Raw genomic sequence first — 26,429 nt, 5'->3', positions numbered from 1 at the left:
TAGACTGTTTGCCTGTATTTTCTGCACGGATAGCCAGGCATGCGTTTCACACTCAGTTTATTGCTCTCCTCGACTCTGTTGCTCACCGCCGGATGCGGAAGCGGCGAAGATGCCCTTGAGGGAGCGGCCAACCAGCCCAATGACTTTGCTGGAAACAAGAATCCGGTCGATGATTTCAGCTCCGGCAGCACCGGCGATTCCACCAACACCGGCGGCCTCGCCAGCAACGAAGTCCGGGTGACCATGGAAGTGCCAGGCGGTGTCACCAGCGAGGGCGAGCCTACCCGGCGCAACCTGAGAATCGTACAACCAGACAGGGTAAGTGTTTACTTCACCAACCCCGTCCTACAGAACCTGGGTGAGCCGCCAATCTCCACCCGCACCGACAGCGAAGGCTTCACCATAATTGAATTCACTGAGGGCCTGCCACTGGGGCCGAATGTGATTATCGATGCCAGTTACGGCAACACCCGCATGCGTGCCCTGGCCGCCGATGCCGATCGGGATGTTAAAGTGAACCCTTTTTCTGAATATCTGGTTCGCAACACTCTCAGCAGTTACACGGCAGGCGAGTTCCAGACAATCATGGATTGCGTTGCCGATGAAGGTGGCGAGCTGTGCCTGAACAAGTATGTGTGGTCTACCCTGGCCGATCAGGTGCACGACTTCGAAATTGACATCCCGCCCAATGTTGGCCTGAGCGGCGCTCTGGATGTACTGGAAAATCGGGGAGACTTTGCCCGTTACGTCGGCGCTATGGCCGACTACGCGGTGCTGGATGAGACCTCCTCGGGCAAGATCAGCGCCAGTTCCGCGGACTACAATTCCGTATTCCTCGGCATTGAGTTGGGGCAGACCTTTCTCGAGTCGACCCTGAGCGGGTCCGGACAATGGGGTGTTCGTACCGCTCAGGAAGAGGTGCTTACGGATGAGAACGGCACCGGCTACGTCTACCCTGCCCTGACCCTGACCAGCTTTGATGCGTTCAACATCCGCGTTACCTCTCTGGCCAATGACATCCCCTACGACCGGGAGGCCCTGATTCATCAGGATGGGAACAATTTCTTCGTGCGTGGCTCCGAATACTGGGAACGTAACACCCACTCCTCCTCGCCTGGTGCCGCCACACTTATGGACGATACACGCCTGCTCGCCGGCCGGGCCCTGTACCAGAGCATTACGGGCCGTGGCAGCTCAAAAATCATCGGCTGGACCCGAAATCCCTATTACCTGAATGCCTTCACCAGCCTTCCCGTGGATGAAACCTCAGGGCCTGACCGGGTGATCAGCGGCTACTTCAGTGCCGGCAAGGCTATTGAGCTGGTCGCTGAAGGAGACCGTCTGGAGCGCCTGGGCACGCTGGAAGATCAGTATCTGTCAGTTCTTGAAGTTAACCTGCTTCGGCAAGAAGGCTTCGACGCGGGTACCCTGAGCGGCCGGGATTACAATGTGGTTTACCTGGCAACCCGTTTCAGCGACGACACAACGCCCCTTACCATTGAAGCAGGCGTTGGCCAGTGGCAGATCAATACCGGCACGGTCAGCCAGTCCCAGAGCTTTACAACGGTGCAGCGGGATAGCACAGGAACTGTCACCACAGATGCCACCGGCACCAGAACGGAATCCTGGACCCTGAGCAATCGAACCTCCCGGCTCAGCAAAGGTGATGTGGATATCGGCCGGCTTAACCTGGACATTACCACCGCCTCCGGTGATTTCGAGCAGCCGGATATCGGTATAGGCGCCAGCAGTCCTGATGGCACCCTGATGGCGTTCAATCTGGACGACAGTCCCTTGGGTGACGGCATTCTGATTGCCAACGAGCAAACCGCCAACAGTGCCCCCGCCACCGGACAGTTCCGGCTTCAGGGCGTGGCCCTTGCCCTGACCGCTGACACAAACCGCCTCCGGCATTTTGACAACGCACTGTTAACCATCGACTCCTCCAGCGCGGCGACCCTTTCGCCGGTTTTGCTAACCAGCACCCATTCCGTCAACGACCAAACGGTGACAAAACCCGTTCTGGAGCGCCTTCCGGACGTTACCCTCACTTACAGTCAGTCCGGCGACGGCCAAGTACAGTTTACCGCCGGGAACCTAGTACTCGAGGGCTTTCACACCGCCAGCCAGGACCAATTCTATCTACGCTTCCGAACCACTGAGGGCAATGGGGAACAGATCGGCCTGGTAATCGCGACTCGCCTGCCCTGACCGTAGAAACCACCCGACGAAACCCAACAGGCAGACGCTCTCGTATAACCTGTTATAATTCTTGCTATGTCGACTTTAACGAGAGGCTTTATGTCTGCGGGTAAACGGGCGGTCATGCTAATGGTTCCCTTGATTGCATTCGCGATCGGGGGCGGTTTCTACACGCCAGAGGCGAGCGTTGACCAGAACTATTCCGAAAACTCGGGTTCCGAGCCTGCATTATCCTCCCTGCCGTCTCTGCCGCATTGGGCCAATGACGACCTGCCGGACTTCTCAAAGTACCGGGACACTACGGAGAAAAAGGCCGCTTTCTTTTCGTTTCTCTACCCCAGGATTGTTCTGGCCAATTCCAGGATTCTGATTGAGCGCGACTATCTGGACAACCTCGCCGGAAAGGAAACTCTGACCAGCAAGGAGTATAACTGGCTGGCCCAGCAGTCCGAGCGGTTACGAGTAGACGCAGAGCCTGGCAGCGACGAGCAGTTTGCCCTTTTGCGTAAGCGCCTGGACGTAATTCCACCGTCCCTGATCCTGGCCCAGGCTGCCAATGAGTCCGCGTGGGGCACCTCCCGGTTTGCCACCAAGGGCAACAACCTGTTCGGGCAGTGGTGTTTTTCCCAAGGCTGCGGTCTGGTTCCTCTCAGTCGTGCCGACGGCGCCAACCATGAAGTGGCGAAGTTCTCTTCACCGTACCGGTCGGTTCGGGCCTACATTCAGAACCTGAACCGCCACCCCACTTACCAGCTGTTGCGGGACGTTCGGCTCAAAGACCGCCGCAAGAATGCGCCGCTGTCCGGCCTGGAACTGGCTGAAGGCCTGCTCGGCTATTCCGAACGTGGCGAAGAATATATAGAAGAAATCCGGGCCATGATTCATTACAACAACCTGGAATTCTATGACGACGATTTCCGCACCGTCGTCCGGAACCTCGAACCCGGTAGCCTCGAGCAACTGGCCTCCACGGAAACGGAAACCGGCTTGTTGCCGCGCCAATCATCACTGAACACCAACCCGGCTGAAGGTTAGAGACCCTACCCCATGCTCGATTTTCTCCCAGCGCCGCTGAAGGGCACTTTGGCGGCCCTGCTCATTCTTTGTAACACGTTGGTCCTGTTTCCCGTTCTTCTGGTATTCGCCTTGCTTAAACTCGTGCTGCCGCTTACCGGCATTCGCAAGGGTTGTACGGTGGTCCTGAACAACATCGCATGGGTCTGGATTGGTTTCAACAACCTGCTGATGGATCTTCTGCACAGGGTCGCGTGGGATGTTCGGGGCGTTGAAAACCTCAGCCGGGAGCACTGGTATTTTGTTACCTGCAACCACCAGAGCTGGGCCGATATCCCCGCCATTCAGTATGTGCTCAACAGCCGGATTCCCCTACTAAAGTTCTTCCTGAAGAAACAGCTGATCTGGGTTCCCTTTCTGGGTGTTGCCTGGTGGGCGCTGGACTTCCCATTTATGCACCGCCACACCAAGGAGCAGATCGCCAAACGCCCGGAGCTCAAGGGAAAGGATGTGGCCGCCACCCAGGCTGCCTGCGAGAAATTTCGCTACACCCCGGTGACGATCTTTAACTTTATGGAAGGTACCCGGTTTACGCCGGAGAAACACGACCGCCAGGAATCACCCTACACGCATCTTCTGAAGCCGAGGGCAGGTGGAACCGCGTTTGTGCTGGGCGCTATGGGTGAAATGATCCACACCATGCTGGATGTCACCATTGTGTATCCGGAGGGACGCGCCGGCTTCTGGGATTACCTGTGCGGACGAATCCGCAGGATTGTTATCGACGTGCGGACACGGGAAATACCTGGCGAGTTCCTGGGGATGGATTACGAAAACGACCGGGAAACCCGAATCGCGTTTCAGCGCTGGGTGAGTGAGATCTGGGCGGAGAAGGATGCGCGGATCGATGAACTTAAAGCAGCCCCAGCTCCCGCGCCCGGACAATAGCCTGAGTCCGTGACTTCACTTCCAGCTTGGCATTGATACGACGAGCGTGGGTTTTTACCGTGTGCAGGGAAATGTGCAGTTTGTCAGCAATTTCCTGGTTTGACAGCCCTTTGGCGATCAGTTCAAGCACGCCATGCTCCCGCTCGCTGATGGGTTCCGCCAGGGCATCGACGCCCCCTGCAGCCTCCTGCAGTTCGAACAGCTCACCCAGCGCCTCTTTGAACGTACCATCCGGAAGCTGACCAAAGCCTTTCGCCATCAGATCCTGCAACTCACTCCTCAGCTCTCTGAAGGGGCTGATGAAGTGCTCGGCAGCCGCTTCGGTAACAACGGTGCACAGGATTTTCTGGGCAACCACAGGCCCCTTTTCATCCAGAACAATCACCGACTCGAGCAAGCGCATATGCAGTTCCACGCCCCACGGAATGGTGCCCTCATACCGCTCACGAATGCCCTGGAGGGTTTCCCGCGCTTTTATAAGGTCACCACGGGCCAGATCGACCCGGACCTGAAGACAATCGAGCAGCCCCGGCATCATCGGGAACAGCTCTGGCACGCAGCCGGCTTCCCGGTAGGGGGCCAGCTTCCGGACAGCCTGATCGGCACTATCTATCTGGTTCTGAGATAACCAGCAATTGGCTTTGAGGGCTTCAAGCACCGGAACGAACAGCGATTCGTCGACCTGCCAGGAATGCATGGTGCGCTCCGCCCGGCCAATCCAGACAAAGGCATCCTCGAGCCGGCCCTGGGCACGGCACATCAGCACGCGGATCGTCATCGCCAGCAGCAGACCCAAATCCCGGGTCTGCTCGGCGTGACGCCCGCAGGTAACCAATAGGCGATCTGCCTCCGCTTCACGGCCCTGGTGCCAGAGCACCAACACCAGATTAAGCTGCAACCGCGTCTCACCGATACGGGCGGGACGAGCCAGCTCCTGCATGGCCGTATCCAGACCGGTCCGTAAAAGTTGCTCAGCGTGTTTGAGAGCACCTTTGCCAAGCTCGATCCGGGCATGGGCGTATACTGCCAGGGCTTCCGAGCCGGAATCGCCTGCTTCCCGGGCGAGTCTCGACGCCGCCCGATTGGCTTCCCGGGCTTCCTGGAAACGACCCGCTGCGCACAGGGCACTGGAGCGTACCATCTGGGTTACCAGTTGGCCCTGGGTGCTCAGTTCCCCTTCAGCCAGGGCTCGATCGGCCATTTCCAGGGCCGTAGCTACACTGCCCTCGCCCCGCAGGATAAAAGCTCTCAGAGCACAGATTCGCGCCACCTGTTCCTGTTGGTCAGGCTCGGCCAGACCGTCTATCAGGGCTCGGGCCTGGCGGAACTGACCACCGATAGCATGCACCCAGCTGTAGACAATCCTCAATCGTACACTCCGCTCCAGAAGCTGTGACGGCAAGCTTTTGCGAAGGCGCAGGAGTGAAGCCGTATCCTGCCCCAGCAGCAGAGCCTCAGATCCCTCAGAAGCAATGCGGATAATCTCCTCGGCATCGCCTGCCAGCAGCGCGTACTTGAGGGCTTCCGGGAACTGGTCGCGCACACCGAACCAGCGGCTGGCTTGTAGCATCCGTTCGGCGTGACCGGCCATCACTGGTGATTTCAGCCATTCCTGTAACAGTGGATTGATTCGGTACCAGCGACCGCGGCCCGGCATGGGCTTCAGTGGGAACCCCCTCTCAACAGCCTGGGAGGGGACAAACCCGGTCTCTGGCAGAAGGGGCTCAAGCGCCAGGAACAGTTCATCGGAACACAGTTCAAGCTCAGCGATGCCACGCATGGAACGCATCTGGCCTGGCGTCAGGTTGCCAAGAACCGATTCTTTGAGAAATCGCTCAACGCTTGGGGTTTCCTGAATCGGCTTCCTTTCAATATTCTGGTACACCTCTCGGCGATACAGCGCTAAGGGCGTCGCCCAGCCCTCAGTCATGTCATAGAGATTATCGACGGCGACACTGGTGAGCCCACTGTTTTCCGTGGCCGACCGAAAGAACTCAAAGGTTTCTGAACGAGAGAATTCGAGGGTCTCAGGCCCGATACGGGTAAATCGATTTTCCAACTCAAGGCCGTGAGTTTCGAAAGGCAATGCCTTACGCGAAATCAGAACAATGGAAGCGCCCACCGGAAAATCAGCAACCAGTTGATGAAGCAGATCCACAACGGCGGGGTTGCTGAGATTATGGAGGTTGTCCAACACCAGAACCCGTGGCTGGTTGGAAATATTCCGGGCCAGCGCCGCCTGCATCATCGACAGAGTATCCGAGAAGGTGGCACCACTCTGCAGACCCTGCTCCGGAGTTTCGGGCAGGTCCAGGGCAATGGCAAGCAGCGTCAAGAAACGGGATGGCGCGTTGTCCTGAGAGTTCAGCGCAACCCAGCGAACCTGATCAGCCGCCGTTTCTGCGCTGTCTAACGCTAAAGCACTGACCACGGCATGGGATTTTCCGTAGCCACAGGGCGCCTCAAGAAACAGAACGCTTCTGGAAGCCAGTGCATCAGAAATCTTGCCATCGAGCTTTGGCCGGGCCAGTGAATCAGACGGAACCGGAGGAATCTGAACCCGTTGTCTGAGCAGGTCCCTGACCAACTCGCCCCGTTGAAGACCACTATTCGCCGACTGAAATTCATCGTTGGCTGCACAGCCATCATTGAATGGTTTCACGCACTGCCCCATTTAACTCCGGCCTTAACTGCCTTGCACCGCCGGATAAGTGGATCTTGCACTGACTTTTGAGTGGCGACCGGCATTGGGTACGCCTTTAGTATGATAAGAAGGTTAAACCAATTGAGGGGTAGGCTGCAAAATTTTGACGTGAAAGGATTTTCTCATGTGTTAAAAAAACGGCGGGCCCTAAGGCCCGCCGCTTTTAAAGTCTGCTGAACAACCGCTTATCGGGTACCGGCGCGGCGAAGTGCCGCCGGCGTGTAATCCCTGGAGCGACGCTCAACGCCAAACTCATACGGGTTTTCTTCTTCGTTAGTCAGACCCAGAGCAAGGTAGCGGCCAGAGAGCAGGTCGTACAGAGTCTCAATGGCGTACCAGGGTACGTTCTGGTCGTAGAACTGCATGTTATGGGCTTCAGCGACGCGCCAGAGCTCACCACGACCGTCGTAGTGATCAATGACAGACGCCTGCCAGGAGTCTTCATCAATGTAGAAGTCACGCTGTGCATAGATGTGACGCGAGCCATCCTTCAGGGTTGCCCTTACGTGCCACACACGGTGCAGCTCGTAGCGGGTGTAGTCCTGATTGATGTGGCCAGCCTTGATGATCTGGTCGTAGCTCAGACTACGATCGGTCAGCTTGTAGGAGTTGTACGGAATGTACATTTCCTTCTTGCCGACCAGCTCCCAGTTGTAGCGGTCCGGAGCACCGTTGAACATGTCAAAGTTATCAGACGTACGCATACCGTCAGATGCGGTACCCGGTCCGTCATAGGCAACCTGGGGTGCGCGACGAACACGACGTTGACCGGCGTTGTATACCCACGCCCTGCGAGGCTCAGCTACCTGGTCAATGGTTTCGTGAACCAGCAGTACGTTACCCGCCAGTCGTGCCGGAGCAGTGATGGCCTGCTTGAAGTAGAACAGCACGTTCGGATCCATGCCCGGCTCAAAGTCAGACAGGTAAGTACGCCAGGTCAGCTCGTCCTGGAATTTCACCACCGAGAAGTCGCCGCCCTCGGTCGGGGTTACCTGGCCGACGTTACGCTGGACAGAGCCACCGCGATAACGGGTGATGTGGTTCCAGATCGCTTCCAGACCGTTCTGGGGAATCGGGAACGGAGTGGCGGACTTATAGTCGCCAAGACCATTACCATCCTTGATCAGTTCAACCGTAGTTGCGTTATCAACCGTCTGCTCCATAACCTCTTCAGGGTAGGCGGCGGTACGATGGGTTTCGTACACCGGCATGAAGTAGTCGTCGTAACGCTTAATCATGGCCACCTGGCCCGGTGACAGATTGTCTTTGTACTGCTCGACGTTGCTCTGATCGATCGTGAATTTCGGCTGCTCATCTGCGAACGGATTCAGGTAGATACCATCGCCTTTGTAACCAGCCGGAGGGGTCGTCAGACCCCCGGTCCAGGCCGGAATCGCTCCGCCGTTACCGGCCTTCTCGGCACCCATCGGTGTCAGCGAGTTGCCCAGCTTGGCCGCTTCTTCAGCAGAAACCGCACCCCAGGCCTGGCCGGCAAACATGCTCGCTGCCAGAACGCCTGTGGCCAGTAGTTTCTTGTTCAGTTTCATTTAAATTCCCTCGTTCAACGAATTCTTTCCGGGTTCAGAATGAGTATGAAACGCTAGCACTCACGAAATCGCGGTCAGTCAACTCGTTATACGGCTTGCCGCCGAAAAAGTTTGTGTAACCGACATTACCGGTAATCTTGTTCTGGTATACCGCCTGCAAAGACAGACCGATAGCCTTGCTACCTTCGTTGAAAGCGCCGCCCGGCTGTGGGCTGTAGCCTTCAACATCGTGGCTCCACGCCAGCTGCGGTGAAAGGTTAACACCGGCCAGGGCGTTGGGGTAATCCCAAACCAGGCGCGCACGGTAGCCCCAGGAGAAGTCTGTTGTGAAGCCCTCGTTCTCACAGTAATTCGTATTGATATTCAGGAGCGGACAGGCATCAACACCACCTGCGCTGGGAACAGGGCCAACCCCAAACGTACCCGAACGGCCGTAGCGAGCCTCATCGTAACCCGGCAGGTCGTGGATGTAGGTCGCCCCGAATTCGGAGATCAGTGAGAGTCGACTCGCACCCATCACCTGATCAAAGAACTTGATCAGCGTAAACTGGGCCTGGGACACATTGAAACGGTCGTTACCAGCAACGCTCACACCCGGCTCCAGTGTACCGCCGGCCTCTTCAAGCCTTTGCTTTTCGAGCAAACTGACCGGAGTACCGTCGATAGGATTACGCAGCTGGGTGCCACCATAGAGCAGTTCAAACGCGTTCCACTGGAGGGGAACCTTGTCCCTGAAGGAGTATTCAGCACCGAGAGACCAACCACCCGGGGTGGTCGTGTTGATACTGATGCCATAGAGGTTAATGCCCTCGGGATACTCTACGAAGTATTTCGGGAACTGCTCACCGGTGTCTTTGATTGTGCCGCTTACATAAGGAAGGCGGCTGTTGTACTTGATGTAGTAGAAGCCGAGTTCCGAATCATTGAGCTCCGGCACATACCAGCGCACGGCAACGCCGAACTGATCTTTCGAGTCTGCTTCCTGATCACCAATCCGAGGCGCTACAAAGCCCTGCGCAAGCGCTTGTGAATCGGAAAGCTGCCCTGCCAGAAGCACGGGACCACAGCCATCAGCCGCGAAGTCGTTGGTTGAGAAGAAGGTACCGCAGTCGTCCGGACGAACAGGCTCCCAATCCGCCTGAACGAATGTTTCGACCGTGACATTCTCGGTGATACCCGCAGACATGTAGAACATCTCCACCGGCAGAAGGGCATCTTTCAGCTCGGAACCCGGAGCGCGGAAGGCAGGAACATCAACGGGGTTGATTACGTTAATACCACCCTGGATAAAGGTACTCTCACCCCAGCTTAAAACTTGTTTACCATAACGAAGACTCACTGGCACATTTCCGAAGTACCAATCGGAGAACACATAGGCGTCGAGGATTTCACCACCAGAGGCATTGTCCTTTGCTTGGGGATTCAGTTCCCGCTGCTGACCTACGTAATCTACAGCCCTGCTCTCATCTTTCAATTCAAAGTCGTACCAGTAACGACCACGCAGAAGACCGCCAACACGAGTCAGATAGGGGTTATCAACGTAATAATTGAGGTAAAGTTCGCTGTTACCCTTGACGATTTTGGAGTAGGTGTCTCCGCTTTCGAAGTTAAGGTTACCGTCGTCGTAGTTGTTGGTGGAGGAGCCAATATTTTCCAGAGAGCCGCCGGGCGCGTACTCCGGGCCGAGGTTGCCCTGGGCAATCAGACGCTTGTCTCGATCTTCTACCCGCCAGCCAACGCCCGCAGACAGCGTGGTGTTGAACTGGGCTTCCACATCTCCCACATAGAACGAATAGGCTGCTGCCTGACCGGATACCCCGGCTGCAACTGCCACGGCAAGCGGTAATTTGGTCCAACGCTGCCATTGATGTGTTTTTCTTGTCATTGGAAGGCTACTCCATTGTTGTTCTGAGTCGCTGCTCTGATTATTGGTGTTCACGATGTATTGGAGGCTTCGTGCACAGTGCTCGTGATGTTGGCACTATAGCTAACGCCTTCGGGCGCTTTGATCAGTCAAAAGTATGATTTTGCTCTCACACCTCTATTACCGCCGTTTGCCGCCGGGTTTCTTCGCACAAAATCACTATAGACAACAAATTTGGATGCAACCACTTTGGTTTTGGTGGTTTTTTTTCGGCGGCTGTTAGTTGCGAGGAGCGCCAAGGTGGCGATGGTTCCTCCGAGAACCGCTACTAGCACATCCATGTGCGCTTGGCGTCGGCCATCCATGGCCGCCGACATTCTCGGAGGAACCATCGCCACCTCGGCACCGGGCTTGGGAGTTCGCTATTAACCCACGCCGCGAAAAAAAATGTATGGGAACGAATACCCGGAGGCTCGCCTGGCCGGGGCGGGAGCCCTTCCCGAAACTGTCGGCAGCAGGGATGCTGCCGTCAAGATTACAGGGACGTATTTACAGCGTGTTTCGGGAAGGGCTCCCGCCCCGGCCAGACTCCGAGGCTTAGAGCATCTCGATTGCCATGGCAGTAGCTTCGCCACCGCCGATGCAGAGGGCTGCGATGCCTTTCTTTTTGCCGTACCGCTGGAGGGCGTACATGAGGGTTACCAGCAGGCGGGAGCCGGTGGAGCCGACGGGGTGACCCTGGGCGCAGGCGCCGCCGTGGATGTTGACTTTTTCAGGGTCGAGACCAAGTTCGCGGATGGGCATCATGGCGACCATGGCGAAGGCTTCGTTGATTTCGAAGAGGTCTACGTCGTCTTTGCTCCAGCCGGTTTTTCCGAACAGGGTTTCGATTGCACCAACCGGGGCACAGGTGAACTCGGAAGGATGCTGAGACTGGGTGCTGTGGCCAACTATGCGGGCGAGCGGCTTGAGGCCGCGCTTTTCGGCTTCGGACTCGCGCATCAGGAGCAGTGCAGAAGCGCCGTCTGAGATCGAGGAGGCATTGGCGGCGGTGACAGTGCCGTCTTTGGCGAAGGCCGGGCGTAGGCTCGGGATCTTATCGATGTTAGCGTTGTGAGGTTGTTCATCGTCCTCGACAACCACTTCCCCTTTACGGCTTTTCACGGTCACCGGGACGATCTCATCTTTCAGCAGGCCTTCTTCGATGGCTTTCTTGGCCCGGGTGAGAGAGGTAATGGCGTACTCGTCCATTTCTTCCCGGGTGTAGCCTTTCTTGTCGGCCATTTCCTGAGCGAATGCGCCCATCAGGCGACCGGTTTCAGCGTCTTCCAGGCCGTCCAGGAACATGTGGTCCTGGGGTGCCTGGCCCGGTCCCATGCGGTAGCCGCTCCTTACACCCTGCAGGATGTAAGGAGCGTTCGACATGCTCTCCATGCCACCGGCGACCATGATGTCGTTGCTGCCGGCCTTTATCAGGTCGTGGGCGAACATGGCGGCTTTCATACCGGAGCCGCAGAGCTTGTTGATGGTGGTAGCGCCGGTGTTGTCGGGCAGCCCCGCCTTGCGCATGGCCTGGCGAGCCGGCCCCTGTTTGAGGCCGGCGGGCAGGACGTTGCCCATGATCACTTCCTGCACGTCCGCAGGCTGAAGACCGGCACGTTTGACGGCTTCGGCGATGGTGATCGAGCCCAGGTCTGTGGCGCTGACGCTGGCCAGGCTGCCCTGGAATCCGCCCATGGGGGTACGAACCCCGCTTACGATAACGACGTTGTCTGTGCTCATTTCTGAATCTCTCTGTTGGTTGTCTGGTAGGTTTTGTCGGATTAGCGACGCGTAATCCGACGCCACTTAAGGTTTATGGGGGGCTTCGAGGTACTCCTGGGACTGCATTTCCAGCAGGCGGGATTCGGTGCGCTCGAATTCGAAGCCCAGGCGGCCGCCGGTGTAGAGCTCGGTTATGGGTGCGGCTGCCGAGATGATGACTTTGACGTTGCGGTCGTAGAACTCGTCGATCATGTTAATGAATCGGCGAGCCTGGTCGTCTTTCTCTTTGCCCAGGATGGGCACGTTGCTGACGATAATGGCGTGGAACTGGCGGGCCATTTCGATGTAATCGTTCTGGCTTCGGGGGCCGTCGCAGACGTCCTTGAAATCAAACCAGACTACGTCGTCCGCGTGGGCCTGGGCCGGAATTTTTCGACCGTTGATTTCCATGGTTTTACTGTGTTTCGCTGCCTCGACCGCCAGGGCATCAAAGCTCTTGCGAAGGCTGACGTCCGCTTCCTCATCGAGGGGCGAATGGAACAATTCCGCCTGCTCGAGAGTCCGCAACCGGTAATCTACGCCGCCATCCACGTTGACCACATCGGTGTGCTTCTTGACCAGCTCAATAGCCGGCAGGAACCGGGCCCGCTGAAGACCATCCTTGTAAAGACCATCCGGGACGATGTTGGAGGTACAGACCAGTGTGACACCGCGGCTAAACAAGCCGTCCATCAGGGTGGCGAGGATCATGGCATCGCCAATGTCGGACACGAAAAACTCATCGAAACAGATAACCCGGGTTTCGTCGGCAAACTTTTTGGAGACCAGCTCGAGTGGATTCTTCTCGCCCTTGAGGGATCTGAGCTCGCTGTGGACCCGCTGCATGAAGCGGTGAAAGTGGACCCGCATCTTGCGATCAAAAGGCAGCGACTCGTAGAAGGTGTCCATCAGGTAGGTTTTACCGCGGCCTACCCCACCCCAGAAATACAGGCCCTTGACCGGATCTTCCTTGCCTTTCTTGAGCTTGCGCAAAAGTTTGGCCTTGGGCTTACTGCGATCCCTTTCGGCTTCCACCAGTTTGTCGTACAGTGACTGAAGGCGCTTGACCGCATCTTCCTGGGCCGGGTCCTTCTGGAAATCGGGGCGCTCAAGATCCTTCTGGTAACGTTGCCAAGGGGTCATGGTCGCACTGGTTTCGGAAGACATCGCTTCTGTCATCAAGGTAGTCCCGGAAGTTGATCGTAAATTTGGGCGCCGTATTGTCTCGCATTTGGCGATTTTTCGCCACGTTGGCCGCCTGGGCAGCAATACGACGATTGGCGCAGGCCACAATTATGGGATGATGGAGCCTGGGGCGTTATACTCGTCGGACAGGGGCTTGGCTCACTTCTAGGTAAAAGGACGACACAGCATATGACAAACCTGATTCTGGCAGCGATTGCCGCATTGGTTGTTGGCATTGTCATCGGGGTATTTGTTGGCCGTTCCGGGCAGGGAACGACGCTTCGGCAGCGCCGGGCGGAACAGCAGATAGAGGAACTGAGAAGCGAATATACCCGCTACCAGGCCCAGGTGAATGAGCATTTCATGGAGTCGGCACACCTGCTGCGCCGGTTCAACGATGCCTACCGCGATGTGAACCAGCACATGGCCCGCGGCGCCAACCGTCTTTGCAATGACGAAGACTGGATGGAGGAGTTGGCGCAGGAAACTTCCAAGAAGCGCCTGGAAGAAGTCCGCGAGGACGCTTCCGAGCCGCCACGGGATTATGCGCCAAAGACGGATCCGAAGGATTCCGGGACGCTTGCTGAAGACTTCGGTCTCAAGAAGGGCGAAAAGCCTCAGCAGGCCTGAGTTCTTTTTTGCTCTGGCGGAAGCTTGGGAGTTTATTCTCGATAAGACTGCTAAGTTCGGGGAGGGACCGGGTTAGTCACCCCTTTCCGAGAACCGCTACGAGCACATCCATGTGCGCTTGACGTCGGCCATCCTTGGCCGCCGACATTCTCGGAAAGGGGTGACTACCCCGCTCCATCAACTCTGTGCAATTCGCATCAAGCCTTCGTCTGACCACCTATTCGCGATCAGACCGGGTTGTCGCAATCAATGAATTTGTGGGCAACGCCAAACTCCTCGGCTAACGCCTTCCCGAGCGCTTGTACACCGTAACGCTCGGTCGCGTGGTGCCCGGCAGCGTAATAATGAATGCCACATTCCCTTGCCGTGTGCGTCGTCGGCTCAGAGATCTCCCCACTAATATAGGCGTCCAGGCCACCATCCAGCGCAGTGTTGATGAATCCCTGTGCAGCGCCGGTGCACCACCCGACCCGCTTGATCGCAGTCGGACCTTTGCCGACCCAGAGCGGCTCGCGATGTAGCTGTCTGGCGATGTGGAGACCAAATTCCTCGGGAGACATTGCTTCTTCCAGCTCGCCTTCCCAAACCAAGCCGCCTAACGGACGCGGGTTCTTGATATTGAGAACATCCGCCAGCTGACGGTTGTTTCCGTATTCGGGGTGGTCATCCAGCGGAAGGTGATAGGCGATCAGATTGATATCGTTGTCGAGAAGCTGTTTCAAGCGTTCTCGTTTCATCCCCTGAATGCGCTGGTCCTCACCTTTCCAGAAGTAGCCATGGTGGACCAGGATCATATCGGCGTTTGCTTCGATGGCAGCCTCGATCAAGGCTTTTGAAGCTGTAACGCCGGAGATAACGGTTTTAATTTCGGACGTGCCTTCAACCTGCAGACCATTGGGACAGTAATCCTGGAAATTATCGGGTTGGAGCCATTCGTTGATTTTCTCAAGGATGTCGCTTCGATTTGCCATAAAAACTCCACTCCGGACTATTTCAGAGAAGCTCGACGAGTGAGGCAGACGCCCCTTCCCGGGAATGTCGGCGGCCATGGATGGCCGACGCCAAGCGCACATGGATGTGCTCGTAGCGGTTCCCGGGAAGGGGCGTCTGCCTCACTCTGCCCGCCAACCTAGCAGGCTAGAGGGACCGGAGCCCCCCGATCAAGGCATCGTTCTGCTCAACAGTGCCGATGGTAATGCGCAGGAATTCGCTGATTCGAGGCTTGTTGAAGTGCCGGACAATAATGCCCTGCTCCCTCAGGCCTTTCGCCAAAACCTCGCCCGGCTGATCTTTATGACGGGCAAAGATGAAGTTTGCCTTGGAGGGTAACACCTCAAAACCCAGCCCCTCGAGGGCGGCCGTTACGCGCTCCCGCTCGGAGATCACGCCATCGCAGCACTTCCGGAACCAGGCCTCATCCTCGTAGGCCGCCTTCGCACCGGCCAGGGCCAGGCGGTCCAGCGGGTAACTGTTGAAACTATTCTTCACCCGGTTCAGGGCCTCGATCAGGTCCGGATGGCCGACGGCGAAACCGACTCGCAAACCGGCCAATGAACGGGCCTTGGAGAGCGTCTGGGATACCAGCAAGTTCGGGTACTTGTCCACCAGGGTGATCGCCGACTCGCCGCCGAAATCAATGTAGGCCTCATCCACAACCACGACGCGGTCCGAATTGGCCGCCAGGATCTCTTCAACATGCTGCAACTCGAGATACCGACCAGTTGGCGCATTTGGATTCGGGAAGATGACGCCGCCGTTGGGTTGCTTGAAATCATCCGGGTTGATTTCAAAGCTTTCTGTCAGCGATATCTTTCGGCTCTCAATGTTGTAGAGGCCACAGTAGACCGGATAGAAGCTGTAGGTAATGTCCGGGAACAGGATCGGTTCGCCGTGCTGGAACAGGCCAAAGAAGATGTGGGCCAGAACTTCATCCGAGCCATTGCCCAGGAAGATCTGTTCCGGCTTGACCTTGTGGTATTCCGCGATCGTCTGGCGCAGGCTTTCGCCTTCCGGATCCGGATAGAGGCGCAAGCCGTCGTTCAATTCGGCCTTAATGGCTTCGATGACTTTTGGTGAGGGGCCGAAGGGGTTTTCGTTGGTGTTCAGCTTCACCAGGTTGGCCATTTTTGGCTGTTCGCCTGGGACATAGGGAACCAGGTCGTTTACCAAAGGACTCCAGAATTTACTCATAAATCAGTCCTTAATCCGATATTCCGCCGACCGGGCGTGAGCGGTTAAGCCCTCGCCACGTGCAAGAACCGACGCCACACGTCCCATGCGGTCAGCACCGGCAGCGCTGAAGCCGATGATGGAAGACCGTTTCTGGAAGTCGTAGACGCCCAGAGGTGAGGAGAACCGTGCGGTGCCGCTGGTGGGCAGCACGTGGTTCGGGCCGGCGCAGTAGTCGCCGAGGGCTTCGGCGGTGTAGCGGCCCATGAAGATGGCGCCAGCGTGGCGGATGTCTTCAAGCATGGCCTCAGGGTCTTCAACCGACAGCTCCAGGTGTTCCGGGGCGATGCGGTTGGACACCTCGGCGGCTTGTTTCAGGTCGGCGACGTGGATCAACGCGGCGCGGTCGGTCATGGAGGTGCGGATGATGTCGGCACGCTCCATGGCTGGCAGCAGTTTGTTGATGCTGGCTTCGACAGCGTCCAGGAATTCGGCATCCGGGCTGATCAGGATGGACTGGGCCTGCTCGTCGTGCTCTGCCTGGGAAAACAGGTCCATGGCAATCCAGTCGGGATCGGTTTTGCCGTCACAGATCACCAGGATTTCCGACGGACCGGCGATCATATCGATGCCCACTACGCCAAAAACCTCTCTCTTGGCGGTAGCAACAAAGATATTGCCGGGACCGACGATTTTATCGACGGCCGGAATGGTCTCTGTCCCGTACGCCAGCGCGCCCACGGCCTGGGCACCACCAACGGTGAATACACGATCCACTCCAGCAATGGCTGCGGAGGCCAGCACCATGTCATTCACCACACCATCCGGTGTCGGAACAACCATCACCACTTCGCTGACACCCGCGACCTTTGCGGGAATGGCGTTCATGAGCACGGATGACGGGTAAGCGGCCTTGCCCCCGGGCACGTACAAACCAGCGCGATCCAGAGGCGTTACCTTCTGGCCAAGCACGGTGCCATCTTCGTCCTCATACTGCCAGGACTTCTGGTTCTGCCGCTCGTGATAGTCCCGGATCCGCTCGGCCGCTTTTTCCAGGGCAACACGCTGGTCCTGCGGAATCGCTTCCAGAGCCTTCTGCAGTCGGCTCTGGTCCATTTCCAGTTCGGCGACAGAGCCAGCCTTCAGGCGATCGAACTTCTCGGTAAATTCCAGGACCGCCTGATCACCGCGGGTTTTCACCTCATGCAGGATATGACGCACTGACTCGTTCACCTGATGATCAACGCTGTCGTCCCAGGCCAGCAGTTTGGCCAACGCATCATTAAAGTCACTTTGGGAAGCGTTCAATCTGGTGATCTTTGCGGTCATAACTCAAATCCTGTGTGGGATTAACGACTAACTACTGCTGACCGACTCAAACTCAGAGCCGGCGTTTCTCAACGGCTGCGGACATCTTTTCAATGATGGGATTGATGCGCTCGTGTTTCATCTTCATCGACGCGCGATTAACCACCAATCGGCTGCTGATATGCTCAATCAGCTCGCGGGCTTCAAGGCCATTCGCCTTCAGCGTATTGCCGGTATCCACGATGTCGACGATCTCGTCGGCCAGACCCAGAATCGGAGCCAGCTCCATGGCGCCGTATAGCTTTATGATGTCAGCCTGACGCCCCTGGGCCGAGTAGTATCGGCGGGCCAGGTTCACGAACTTTGTTGCCACCTTGATACGACCGGGCGGCGGAGTCTGATCTTTCGGGCCGGCGGTCATCAGACGACAACGGGAAATATTCAGATCCAGTGGCTCATAAAGTCCTTCGCCACCGTGCTCCATCAATACATCCTTACCGGTCACCCCAAGGTCGGCCCCGCCGTACTGAACATAAGTCGGCACGTCCGTGGCCCGGATGATCAATACCCGCACATGGGGATCCGTTGTCGGGAACACCAGTTTGCGCGACTTTTTGACGTCGTCGATCAGCTCAATGCCCGCTTCTGCAAGCAGCGGCAGGGTCTCTTCCAGGATTCGTCCCTTCGACAAGGCGATGGTTATGGAATCTGTCATGGATCGTTCCGGTTTCCCGTTGTTGTCTTTTACGCTGGCAGGCGGCGGATGGTGGCACCCAGCAACTGCAGTTTCTCTTCAATACACTCGTAACCGCGATCAATGTGATAGATGCGGTCTACGATGGTATCGCCGTCAGCCATGAGACCGGCAATAACCAGACTGGCCGAAGCCCTGAGGTCCGTGGCCATGACCGGCGCGCCGGTGAGATGGTCCACGCCCTTGATGATAGCGGCGTTACCTTCGAGCGTGATATCCGCGCCCATGCGGATCAGTTCCTGCAGGTGCATGAACCGGTTCTCGAACACGGTTTCCACGATGGTGCCAGTGCCTTCAGCCACAGCGTTCATGGCGGCAAACTGGGCCTGCATATCTGTGGGGAAAGCCGGGTAAGGCGCGGTACGCAGGCTCACCGCTTTCGGGCGATTGCCTTTCATATCCAGCTCAATCCAGTTCGGGCCGGTATTGATGTGGGCACCGGCTTCCTCGAGCTTGAGCACCACCGCTTCCAGCAAGTCTTCACGGGTATCCTTGAGCTTGACCCGACCGCCGGTTGCAGCAGCAGCCACCAGGTAGGTACCGGTTTCAACGCGGTCTGGCAGCACGTTGTAATGGCAACCGTGCAGACGCTCAACACCGTTGATTTCGATCGTGGCGGTCCCATGCCCCTTGATGTCCGCGCCCATGGCAATCAGACACTCGGCAAGGTCAACAACCTCCGGCTCGCGGGCCGCATTTTCCAGGATGGTTTTTCCGTCTGCCAGCGCAGCGGCCATCATCAGGTTCTCAGTGCCGGTTACGGTAACTGTATCCAGGAAGATGTGGGCGCCCTTCAGGCGACCGTTAGTCTTGGCCTTGATATAGCCATTCTCAACCTTGATGTCCGCACCCATCATTTCCAGGCCGTGGATGTGCAGGTTCACCGGACGGCTACCGATTGCACAGCCACCTGGCAGGGATACCTCTGCTTCGCCGAAGTGAGCGACCAGGGGTCCCAGCACCAGGATAGAGGCACGCATGGTTTTCACCAGCTCGTAGGGCGCGTGAAAGTGCTTGATGGTATTGGCGTGAATTTCCACGCTCATTTTCTCATCAATAATGACTTCAACGCCCATGCGGCCCAGAAGCTCGATCATGGTGGTTACGTCGTGCAGGTGCGGCAGATTGCCGACAGTCACCGGCTCATCCGCCAGCAGGGTCGCTGCCAGGATCGGCAGTGCGGCGTTCTTGGCACCGGAGATCCGAATCTCACCATCCAGAGGCTTGCGGCCCCTGATCAGAAGTTTATCCACAATAAATATCCTGTTTTGTTCGGGCCACTCAGCCCTGGCGCTCAGCCCATTCAGCCGGAGTAAATGCTTTCGGATGAAGAGCGTGAATTGAGCCATCCATGATCTGTTGGAATAGTGCCTTGTTGATCAGCTGCTGGCGCTTGATAGTCGGCAGGCCTTCGAATACATCACCCACTACGACGACCATGTAATGGGTACCATCAACCTGTACCTGAACTTCACAGCCGGGCAATGCTTCCTTGACCAGCTCGGTGACTTGGGCGGCATCCATAGAAAATCCTCGGGTGTTTTGAAATCAGGGGCGAGATTGTAACCAATTCCGGCGCTCGGGTCAGCTTTACTGTCCGGTAAACAAAGGGCCGAGGCCGGGAGAGTCAGTGGGCGGGGTGGACGGTTTCCGGACCGAAACCCGCGAGCTGATCATCAAGGTTGCTCAGGGACGCCAGAGAGACCAGGCGGCCACTTACCCCCCGGAACGACAGGGAAATACCTGTTTGATGCGCCAAACGTTGCCAGCAGAGCAGCATGGACAGAACCACACTGTGGGCGGTGGCCAGACCATCAAGATCGATAACCAGATCGACAGATACCGAGCGGATCAGTTTCTCGCCCTCTTTTCTCAGGCCGACCACGGTGTCTATGGTCACGTCCCCGGAGACGATAAGGGCTCCGTCAGAGAGCTGAACCCGAGGCTCAACCGCGGTCATGAGTTGTCCACTTCCTGCTCCAGATTCAGGGATTCGACGGCATCACTCCAGCCGTCGATGACCGCTTGAATCTGGCCCCGACTTTCTTCCATTTCCTGACTGAACCGATCCCGAAAAGCCAGACCAATGTTCACGCCCTCAACAATGACGTTTTCCATCAGCCATTTACCCTCGGAGTTCTTGTACATCGAATAGGTTACGGGGTAACGGTTACCGGAGGCACTGATGACTTCCATCTGGACAGAGGCGCGGTTGTCGCTCTGGGGGTTGATGGTCGCTTCCTTGACCTGAATCTCGAAGTTGTCCGCGTTGACCAGAGCCTGCGCATAACTATCAAACAGGCTGCGCTTGAACTTGGCCACAAACTCATCACGCTGCTCGGGAGTCGTCTGACGAGCGTAGCGCCCCATAACGCGGGCAGCTATTCGACGGAAGTCCACGAAGTCTGTCAGGGCCTGATCCATGCTCTCATAGAAGGCTTCCGGGTCCCGCTCATAAAGACCGCGCTCTTCATTGAGTTTCTCGACCAGCCGCTGGGTGTTCTCATCCACATAGTCGCGAAGATCCTCCGCTTCCGCCGCCTGCGCCGGCGTAACCAGAACCAGGGCCATCATAAGGCCAAGCAGAATGTGGTGTTTCAGTGCAAACATCAGGATCTCCTGTTAAATCTGACCGGCCCGAATCAGCGGCCCGATGCAAAGTTGCTGATCAGCCGCTCCAGGTTCATAGCCGACTGTGTCGAATAGAAGGTGTCGCCCTCGTTCAGCGAATCCATCTCGGCCCCGATGGATATATCAATGTACTGCTCACCGAGCAGGCCGGATGTACGTATAACTGCGGAACTGTCCGAGGGGATATTGTCGACGTCCGAATGAATCGACATTTCCACCCGGGCCTGGAACGTCTCTTTGTTCAGACTGATGGATTCAATGGTGCCGACTGTCACCCCAGCCATGGAGACCCGCCCCCGGGGCGTAAGCCCGCCGGTATCATTGAAATTGGCGTAGATGGTGTAGGTACTCTCGGCCGACTTCGGCGACAGCCCGCTTACCTGCAGCGCGAGGAAAAGCAGCGCCGCGCAGCCTGCGATCATGAACAGGCCAACTATGATTTCAGTGGTTCTCTGTGCCATTTCCGGCTCCGGTATGTTTTATCTCGTTAATCGATGATTCAGAAATCGCCAAACATGACAGCGGTAAGCACGAAGTCCAGCCCCAGCACCGCCAGCGATGAGTACACAACGGTTTTGGTGGTCGCCGAACTGATACCTGCCGATGTCGGCACACAGTCATAGCCCTGGTAGACCGCAATCCAGGCGCAAACGAAGCCGAAAACGACGCTCTTGATGACGCCGTTCAGGACATCATCCACAAAATCGACCGACGACTGCATATTGCCCCAGAAGGAGCCCTCAAACACGCCCAGCCAATCGACACCCACCAGCATACCTCCCCAGATGCCGACCACCGAGAAAATCACCGCGAGCACCGGCATGGCTATGAAACCAGCCCAGAGCCGGGGCGCAATGACACGCCGCAACGGATCCACGCCCATCATCTCCATGCTGGACAACTGCTCGGTGGCTTTCATAAGGCCAATCTCTGCCGTCAGCGCCGAGCCTGCCCGGCCGGCGAACAGCAATGCAGTCACCACCGGCCCGAGTTCGCGCACCAGGGTCAGAGCAATCATCTGACCGATCGCCGCTTCAGAGCCATAGTCGCTCAGGATCGTGTAGCCCTGCAGCCCTAGCACCATGCCGATAAACAGACCCGAAACCACAATAATGGCGAGGGACAGGACACCGACGGCGTAAAGCTGCTTCATCAGAAGCGGGAAACCGGTTGCCGGCCTGGGCACACCACCCAGAACGCCCGCAAGAAACCGGCCAGAACGACCGAAAGACGAAACTAAATCAAGCCCGAGGCGCCCGAATGCCGCGATCCTGTCGATCAAGAGACACCTCCGGACAACGCAAAGTCCTGGGCGGCATCCTCGGCCGGGTAATGAAAAGGCACCGGGCCATCTGGCTGCCCCTGGAGGAATTGCTGGACCTTCCCGGACGGATGCGCCCTCAGCTCCTCGGGCGTGCCCTCGCCAATCACCTTACCGTCCGAGATGATACAGGCGTAATGGCAGATGCTGAGGGATTCCGGCACATCATGGGAGACCAGAACACTGGTCAGACCCATGGAACTGTTCAGATCACGGATCAGCTTGACCAGAACGCCCATGGCAATCGGGTCCTGGCCGGCAAATGGCTCGTCATACATAATGAGTTCCGGATCCAGGGCAATACTGCGGGCCAGGGCTACCCGGCGGGTCATACCTCCGGAAAGCTCCGAGGGCATCAGCTGGCGGGCTCCGCGCAAACCGACCGCTTCAAGCTTCATCAGGACGATGTCTCGAATCATATCTTCCGGCAGTTTTGTGTGCACACGAAGCGGGAAGGCGACGTTCTCGAACACGCTCAGGTCGGTGAACAAGGCCCCACTCTGGAACAGCATGCCCATCTTTTCCCGGAGGCTGTAGAGCGCCTTGCGCTTGAGCTTTGGCACCTCATGGCCATCCACCATAACACTACCAGCATCCGGCCTGAGCTGGCCGCCAATAAGCCGAAGCAGGGTGGTTTTACCGGTTCCGCTGGGGCCCATGATAGCGGTTATTTTGCCACGGGGAATATCCAGGCTGACACCGTCGAAGATACGGCGCCCTGAGCGGGAGAACACGACATCCTTGAGCGATATGTAAGCCGGTGAATCCATAGTCCTTACCTTTCAAAGAGGCGCTACATTATGCCATGGGGCGTTCAAGCTCAATCCAAAGAGCGCAAAATGTACTGATAGCAATGATCAGTTTGACTGAACTTTCAGTAACCGGGCATCGTTGCGGGGTGAAAATGGTATACTCTCACCAACATTTTCAATGTCCCGACAGCCAGGCCTAAAGCCCGATGACCGAACAGACTTCCAGCGATTTCCGAACCTCTGCCATCCGCGCCATTCGCATTGAGCGCGATGCCATTGATGCCCTTGAGAGCCGAATCGATGACCAGTTCACACTGGCATGCGAAGTCATTATGAACTGTAAAGGCCGCGTGGTTGTGACCGGCATGGGAAAATCCGGCCACATCGGCAACAAGATTGCAGCCACGCTGGCCAGTACCGGAACGCCATCGTTTTTCGTTCACCCCGGCGAGGCAAGCCATGGTGACATGGGTATGATAACGCCTCAGGACGTGGTGATTGCCATCTCCAACAGCGGCAACACCAGCGAGGTGATCACCATTCTACCGCTGATCAAACGCATGGGCGCGCCCCTGATCAGCATGACCGGCAACGCCAACTCCACCCTGGCCCGGGAAGCCGTGGCCAACCTGGATGTGAGCGTCATGGTCGAAGCCTGCCCACTGGGTCTTGCTCCCACGTCCTCAACAACGGCCACCCTGGTCATGGGAGACGCCCTGGCGGTTGCCCTTCTTGAAGCCCGCGGTTTCAGTGCCGAGGATTTTGCCTTCTCCCATCCCGGCGGCAGCCTGGGTCGCCGGCTCCTGCTTCGGGTATCCGACATCATGCATACCGGTGATCAGATTCCGGTCGTCACAGAGGGTACGCCACTGAGTGGCGCTCTCCTGGAAATCTCCCGCAAGGGTCTCGGTATGACCACCGTCGTCAACCAGGAAGGCTCTCTTACCGGAATATTTACGGACGGTGACCTGCGTCGGACTCTGGATCGATCCGTGGATTTTCATAATACGGCCATCAACGAGGTGATGACCCGGAATGGCAAAACCATACAGGCCGATCACCTGGCTGCGGAAGCGCTCAACATCATGGAGGAAATGAAGATTAACGCCCTGCCGGTGACCGACGAACAGGGCGGTCTCGTTGGCGCCATCAACATGCATGACCTGCTGCGGGCCGGGGTGATCTGATATGAAGCACCCATGGCCGGACTCTCTTCTGGAAAAAGCCGCGAAAATCCGCCTGATTGCTCTCGATGTCGACGGTATCATGAGCGACGGCAAGCTTTATTTCAGCGCCAACGGTGATGAGCTCAAGGCCTTCAACATCCTTGACGGCCTTGGTCTGAAACAACTTATGGCAGCGGGGATCACCGTGGCCGTGATCACCGGGCGAAAATCACCTCTCACCGAAAAGCGCATGCGGGATCTGGGCATTCCGCACCTGATGCAGGGGCGCGAGGATAAGAAGATAGCCCTTCAGGAACTGGTCAGCACCATGGATATCAGCCCGGAGTCCATCGCCTACATGGGCGATGATCTTCCAGACCTGCCAGCGCTCAGGTTCGCTGGACTGGGCATCACTGTTCCCAATGGTTACTGGCTGGTGCGTCAACATGCCGACTACTGCACCCATGCCCGGGGCGGCGAGGGCGCGGTGCGGGAAGCCTGCGATTTGCTGCTGACTGCCCATGGCAAGCTTGAGTCTGCACTTGCGCCCTATCTGGAGCCCGAGGCGTGAACTGGCTCCCGGACCGGCCCTGGCTGCGAACACTGGCGCTGGCTGGCACCGTGGTGGCAGCGGTCTTTTTGCTCTGGCAAAGCGATGAGCCACCGGTGATTGATGATGAGGCAGCGGCGCTGCGAGGCGATGCCGAGCCGGACGGCTTCGTGGTTAATGGCCAGTACACGTCCTTCGACGAATCGGGCAACCTGAAGATCCGATTCACCAGTCCCCGCATTGAACAGTTTGAGGAAGGCAACCTGGCCACCATGGAATCCCCCCGTGCCGAACTGTATGGCGGCGAGAATGCCCTGCCCTGGATTGTTGAAGCCGAGAATGGCAGCCTGCTGCAAAACCAGAATCTGGTGTACCTGACGGACAATGTCCGGATTCAGCGCACTGTTGGTGAACGGGACGCCACCCTGACAACATCTACCCTGACCCTGGATAACGATCGGGGCATGGTATATACAGACGCACCCGTAGAAATACGCGACGTTACCGGTATTACCCGGGCCACGGGCATGAAGGCGTGGATAGACGAGCGGATTCTGGAACTGAACTCCCAGGTGGAAGGACGCTATGAAACCGGAAACTAACCGATACCGGAGCCTGATGGCTGCCCTGCTGACGGTCACGATGACTGGCCCGGTGGCTGCTTTCGACCTTGATTCCGACACCCCCATCAAGGTCACTGCCGACAATGCCCGCCTGGACGACGGCCAGGGCATTGCCACTTATACCGGGACTGTAGAACTCGAGCAGGGCAACACCCGCCTGAGCGCGGACCGTGTGGTTCTCTACCGCACAGAGGGCGGCCTGAGTCGGATAGAGGCCTCTGGCACTCCTGCCAGATACCGGCAACCGACCCAGGAGGGTGAAGGCGAAACCGACGCACGGGCGCTGAATATTACCTGGTCAGCCACCGACAGCCGACTGACCTTTGAACGGGAAGCGGTCATCGAACAGAATGGCAACCTGTTCCGCGGCGATGTCATTCATTATGATACCGCTGGCCGGGTAGTGACCGCTGAAGGCGGCGCGGACACCGGCGAGGGCAGCGGCCGGGTAGAAATGGTGATTCAGCCACGCAGCGCCGACAGACGCACTGATAAACAGGAAACCGATGGCAGTTCTGAGAGCCAGTAATCTGGCGAAGAGTTACAAACAGAAAAAAGTGGTAATCGACGTCTCCCTGGAAATCCGCAGCGGGGAAATTGTCGGGTTGCTTGGTCCCAACGGCGCCGGGAAAACCACCTGCTTTTATATGATCGTGGGGCTGATACCCGCCGATCACGGCCGAATCACGATCGACAGCCGGGATATCACGCCTCTGCCGATGCACGGCCGGGCCCGCCAGGGCATCGGTTACCTGCCCCAGGAAGCCTCGGTGTTCCGCAAACTGACGGTGCGAGACAATATCATGGCCATCCTCGAGACTCGTCAGGGCCTTGGCAAGGCGGAGCGAGAAAAAAAGCTAGAGGAGCTATTGGAGGAATTCCATATAACCCACATCCGGGACAGCGTTGGTATGGCCCTGTCCGGCGGTGAACGGCGACGGGTGGAAATTGCCCGGGCGCTGGCCATGGAACCGGCCTTCATCCTTCTGGATGAGCCCTTTGCCGGTGTCGATCCCATATCTGTCAGTGACATCAAACACATCATCCGGCATCTGCGGGACAAGAGTATCGGCGTACTGATTACCGATCACAACGTGCGAGAGACCCTGGACATCTGCGAGAACGCGTACATTGTCTCCGGCGGCCACATCATCGCCTCCGGCAATGCCGAGGCGATCCTGGCCAACCAGCAGGTCAAGGAAGTCTACCTGGGCGACGAATTCAGGCTTTGACAGCGAATGGCTCATTGTTTTGATGA

The 26,429-nt window shown here is 57.3% G+C and carries 25 protein-coding genes; 9 read left to right on the top strand and 16 right to left on the bottom strand.

Annotation, left to right across the window (positions count from 1 at the left end; genetic code table 11):
- Positions 1-39 precede the first annotated feature (39 nt).
- From FMN52_RS15830 to FMN52_RS15820, 3 genes are all read left to right on the top strand, one after another.
- Complete coding sequence (locus FMN52_RS15830) at positions 40-2,211, top strand: hypothetical protein (RefSeq protein WP_148609527.1); 2,172 nt, start codon at positions 40-42, stop codon at positions 2,209-2,211.
- Positions 2,212-2,301: 90 nt separating this feature from the next.
- Positions 2,302-3,237 (top strand): glucosaminidase domain-containing protein, encoded by a 936-nt coding sequence (locus FMN52_RS15825; protein ID WP_148609526.1) that lies wholly within the window; start codon positions 2,302-2,304, stop codon positions 3,235-3,237.
- 12 nt (positions 3,238-3,249) lie between these two features.
- Positions 3,250-4,164 carry an acyltransferase gene (locus FMN52_RS15820; protein WP_148609525.1) on the top strand — a complete coding sequence of 305 codons (915 nt, stop codon included), beginning with the start codon at positions 3,250-3,252 and terminating at the stop codon, positions 4,162-4,164.
- Here the strand turns inward: FMN52_RS15820 and FMN52_RS15815 are convergent.
- The 5 genes from FMN52_RS15815 to zapE all read right to left on the bottom strand — a co-directional run bounded on the left by FMN52_RS15815 (position 4,130) and on the right by zapE (position 13,225).
- On the bottom strand, positions 4,130-6,838 hold the full coding sequence (locus FMN52_RS15815) for a LuxR C-terminal-related transcriptional regulator (RefSeq protein ID WP_148609524.1): 2,709 nt from the start codon (positions 6,836-6,838) through the stop codon (positions 4,130-4,132). The two genes, FMN52_RS15820 and FMN52_RS15815, sit on opposite strands and share 35 nt — an antisense overlap.
- Before the next feature lie 215 nt (positions 6,839-7,053).
- Positions 7,054-8,415 (bottom strand): DUF1329 domain-containing protein, encoded by a 1,362-nt coding sequence (locus FMN52_RS15810; protein ID WP_148609523.1) that lies wholly within the window; start codon positions 8,413-8,415, stop codon positions 7,054-7,056.
- A 34-nt stretch (positions 8,416-8,449) separates the two neighbouring features.
- Entirely contained in the window at positions 8,450-10,300 is a 1,851-nt protein-coding gene (locus FMN52_RS15805; RefSeq protein ID WP_148609522.1) for a DUF1302 domain-containing protein, read from the bottom strand.
- Between the two features lie 576 nt (positions 10,301-10,876).
- Positions 10,877-12,061 carry a thiolase family protein gene (locus tag FMN52_RS15800; protein WP_148609521.1) on the bottom strand — a complete coding sequence of 395 codons (1,185 nt, stop codon included), beginning with the start codon at positions 12,059-12,061 and terminating at the stop codon, positions 10,877-10,879.
- Positions 12,062-12,127: 66 nt separating this feature from the next.
- A complete protein-coding gene (gene zapE, locus FMN52_RS15795) occupies positions 12,128-13,225 on the bottom strand; it encodes a cell division protein ZapE (RefSeq protein ID WP_205424958.1) in 1,098 nt (365 codons plus the stop codon).
- A 231-nt stretch (positions 13,226-13,456) separates the two neighbouring features.
- Between zapE and FMN52_RS15790 the strand changes: the two genes are divergently transcribed.
- Positions 13,457-13,897, top strand: coding sequence for a DUF1043 family protein (locus tag FMN52_RS15790; RefSeq protein WP_148609519.1), 441 nt, complete (start codon positions 13,457-13,459; stop codon positions 13,895-13,897).
- Positions 13,898-14,124: 227 nt separating this feature from the next.
- On the opposite strand, the gene FMN52_RS15785 is transcribed toward FMN52_RS15790, so the two are convergent.
- The 11 genes from FMN52_RS15785 to FMN52_RS15735 form a co-directional block, all read right to left on the bottom strand.
- Complete coding sequence (locus FMN52_RS15785) at positions 14,125-14,868, bottom strand: Nif3-like dinuclear metal center hexameric protein (protein ID WP_148609518.1); 744 nt, start codon at positions 14,866-14,868, stop codon at positions 14,125-14,127.
- A gap of 166 nt (positions 14,869-15,034) precedes the next feature.
- Positions 15,035-16,087: a histidinol-phosphate transaminase gene (gene hisC, locus FMN52_RS15780; RefSeq protein ID WP_148609517.1), complete on the bottom strand. Its 1,053-nt coding sequence runs from the start codon at positions 16,085-16,087 to the stop codon at positions 15,035-15,037.
- Positions 16,088-16,090: 3 nt separating this feature from the next.
- Positions 16,091-17,395 carry a histidinol dehydrogenase gene (hisD, locus tag FMN52_RS15775; RefSeq protein ID WP_148609516.1) on the bottom strand — a complete coding sequence of 435 codons (1,305 nt, stop codon included), beginning with the start codon at positions 17,393-17,395 and terminating at the stop codon, positions 16,091-16,093.
- 52 nt (positions 17,396-17,447) lie between these two features.
- A complete protein-coding gene (hisG, locus tag FMN52_RS15770; protein ID WP_148609515.1) occupies positions 17,448-18,089 on the bottom strand; it encodes an ATP phosphoribosyltransferase in 642 nt (213 codons plus the stop codon).
- A gap of 29 nt (positions 18,090-18,118) precedes the next feature.
- Entirely contained in the window at positions 18,119-19,381 is a 1,263-nt protein-coding gene (gene murA / locus FMN52_RS15765) for a UDP-N-acetylglucosamine 1-carboxyvinyltransferase (protein WP_148609514.1), read from the bottom strand.
- A gap of 28 nt (positions 19,382-19,409) precedes the next feature.
- Positions 19,410-19,652: a BolA/IbaG family iron-sulfur metabolism protein gene (locus FMN52_RS15760; RefSeq protein ID WP_148609513.1), complete on the bottom strand. Its 243-nt coding sequence runs from the start codon at positions 19,650-19,652 to the stop codon at positions 19,410-19,412.
- A 103-nt stretch (positions 19,653-19,755) separates the two neighbouring features.
- Positions 19,756-20,088 carry an STAS domain-containing protein gene (locus FMN52_RS15755; RefSeq protein WP_148609512.1) on the bottom strand — a complete coding sequence of 111 codons (333 nt, stop codon included), beginning with the start codon at positions 20,086-20,088 and terminating at the stop codon, positions 19,756-19,758.
- The gene (locus FMN52_RS15750) at positions 20,085-20,738 is read right to left on the bottom strand and encodes an ABC transporter substrate-binding protein (protein ID WP_148609511.1); all 654 of its coding nucleotides are present in this window, start codon (positions 20,736-20,738) and stop codon (positions 20,085-20,087) included. Before FMN52_RS15750 ends, FMN52_RS15755 begins: the two co-directional genes overlap by 4 nt.
- A gap of 32 nt (positions 20,739-20,770) precedes the next feature.
- The gene (gene mlaD, locus FMN52_RS15745; RefSeq protein ID WP_148609510.1) at positions 20,771-21,220 is read right to left on the bottom strand and encodes an outer membrane lipid asymmetry maintenance protein MlaD; all 450 of its coding nucleotides are present in this window, start codon (positions 21,218-21,220) and stop codon (positions 20,771-20,773) included.
- Positions 21,221-21,258: 38 nt separating this feature from the next.
- Positions 21,259-22,041: a lipid asymmetry maintenance ABC transporter permease subunit MlaE gene (gene mlaE, locus FMN52_RS15740; protein ID WP_148609509.1), complete on the bottom strand. Its 783-nt coding sequence runs from the start codon at positions 22,039-22,041 to the stop codon at positions 21,259-21,261.
- On the bottom strand, positions 22,038-22,850 hold the full coding sequence (locus tag FMN52_RS15735) for an ATP-binding cassette domain-containing protein (RefSeq protein WP_148609508.1): 813 nt from the start codon (positions 22,848-22,850) through the stop codon (positions 22,038-22,040). Before FMN52_RS15735 ends, mlaE begins: the two co-directional genes overlap by 4 nt.
- Before the next feature lie 188 nt (positions 22,851-23,038).
- Here FMN52_RS15735 and FMN52_RS15730 point away from each other — a divergent pair, with 188 nt between their 5' ends.
- Genes FMN52_RS15730 through lptB form a run of 5 tightly spaced genes read left to right on the top strand, consistent with a single transcriptional unit; the run spans position 23,039 to position 26,403 of the window.
- Positions 23,039-24,019, top strand: a complete 981-nt coding sequence (locus tag FMN52_RS15730) for a KpsF/GutQ family sugar-phosphate isomerase (protein ID WP_148609507.1) — start codon at positions 23,039-23,041, stop codon at positions 24,017-24,019.
- A 1-nt stretch (position 24,020) separates the two neighbouring features.
- Positions 24,021-24,569 carry a 3-deoxy-manno-octulosonate-8-phosphatase KdsC gene (gene kdsC / locus FMN52_RS15725; protein ID WP_148609506.1) on the top strand — a complete coding sequence of 183 codons (549 nt, stop codon included), beginning with the start codon at positions 24,021-24,023 and terminating at the stop codon, positions 24,567-24,569.
- Positions 24,566-25,150, top strand: coding sequence for an LPS export ABC transporter periplasmic protein LptC (gene lptC / locus FMN52_RS15720; RefSeq protein ID WP_148609505.1), 585 nt, complete (start codon positions 24,566-24,568; stop codon positions 25,148-25,150). The genes kdsC and lptC overlap by 4 nt, the downstream gene beginning before the upstream one ends.
- The gene (gene lptA, locus FMN52_RS15715) at positions 25,134-25,700 is read left to right on the top strand and encodes a lipopolysaccharide transport periplasmic protein LptA (protein ID WP_148609504.1); all 567 of its coding nucleotides are present in this window, start codon (positions 25,134-25,136) and stop codon (positions 25,698-25,700) included. The genes lptC and lptA overlap by 17 nt, the downstream gene beginning before the upstream one ends.
- Positions 25,678-26,403 (top strand): LPS export ABC transporter ATP-binding protein, encoded by a 726-nt coding sequence (gene lptB, locus FMN52_RS15710; protein ID WP_148609503.1) that lies wholly within the window; start codon positions 25,678-25,680, stop codon positions 26,401-26,403. The genes lptA and lptB overlap by 23 nt, the downstream gene beginning before the upstream one ends.
- Positions 26,404-26,429 lie beyond the last annotated feature (26 nt).

Origin of the sequence: Marinobacter sp. BW6, assembly GCF_008107725.1 — a bacterium.
Classification (GTDB): Bacteria; Pseudomonadota; Gammaproteobacteria; order Pseudomonadales; family Oleiphilaceae; genus Marinobacter.
The sequence above is the reverse complement of the archived record's forward strand: the minus strand, read 5'-3'. Positions and strand labels throughout refer to the sequence as shown.